The organism is Actinoallomurus acaciae (assembly GCF_042429965.1).
In the GTDB taxonomy this organism is placed as follows: Bacteria; Actinomycetota; Actinomycetes; order Streptosporangiales; family Streptosporangiaceae; genus Actinoallomurus; species Actinoallomurus acaciae.
The window spans coordinates 1-763 of the sequence record NZ_JBHLZP010001214.1; the positions used below are offsets into that span (position 1 = coordinate 1).

The following is a 763-nucleotide window of genomic DNA, read 5'->3' on the forward strand; positions in this document are numbered from 1 at the left end:
GGGCCTCGCCTCGGCCCGGCGGCTGGCCTCGGCGCTGAAGCTCCACCGGATCACCAACGGCATCGAGGCGTCCCTCGTCCTCCTGTGCACCGCGGTCGCCGACGCGGCGGTCGGCGGCCCGGCGCCGACCCGGGTGGCCGTCGCCGCCATCGCGGGCGTCACGTGGGCGATGGTCGTCGCCCACGTCGGCTCGATCCTGTCCTCCTCACGCCTGCGCTGACCGGCGCACTCAAGGAGCGCGATGGAACCCGTGATCCGCAGGCGACGCCGCAGTGGTCGCGGTCGCTGCCGGCCGACCTGGGCCACCCCGGCAACGACGCCGTACGGCGGCGCCTGGCGATGTGGGAGCGGGAGAGGTCCGGCGCCGTCCTCGTCGCCGAGAACGACGCCCGCCCGGTCGCGGCGGTGCCCTACCTGGAGCGCGAGGGACGCTGCGGACGCGTCGTCGCCCTGGTGACCTCCGCCGAGTGCCGGGAGCGGGGGATCGTCCGCCGTCTCATCGAGGCGGCCGAGCGCGTCGCCGCCGACCTCGGCCGCGTGCGGATGGAGGTCACCAGCGCGCGGCACCGTGCCAAGTCCGACCCCTTCCACCGCAGCCTCGGCTACGTGGCAGCGTCCGCTACCTCAAGGACCTTTCCTAGGGTTTGTTTTGTGGATCTTGGTTGAGTCACAAGATGAGGCTGGCGGTGGTCACCGAACTCCGGTAATGAGCGGCGGGTTTTTCATAGCGGGTGGCGAGTCCGCGGAAGCGTTTGAGCTGGCC

1 protein-coding gene and 1 pseudogene are annotated in these 763 nt (G+C 72.3%); both read left to right on the forward strand.

Translation table 11 applies throughout. The features are described from left to right. Positions 1–220 (forward strand): annotated as a pseudogene (locus ACFFNX_RS51720) (CDP-alcohol phosphatidyltransferase family protein); the annotation flags it as partial. After that, positions 163–666 carry a GNAT family N-acetyltransferase gene (locus ACFFNX_RS51725; RefSeq protein WP_378213860.1) on the forward strand — a complete coding sequence of 168 codons (504 nt, stop codon included), beginning with the start codon at positions 163–165 and terminating at the stop codon, positions 664–666. The pseudogene ACFFNX_RS51720 and the gene ACFFNX_RS51725, both read left to right, overlap by 58 nt. The last annotated feature ends 97 nt before the right edge of the window (positions 667–763 follow it).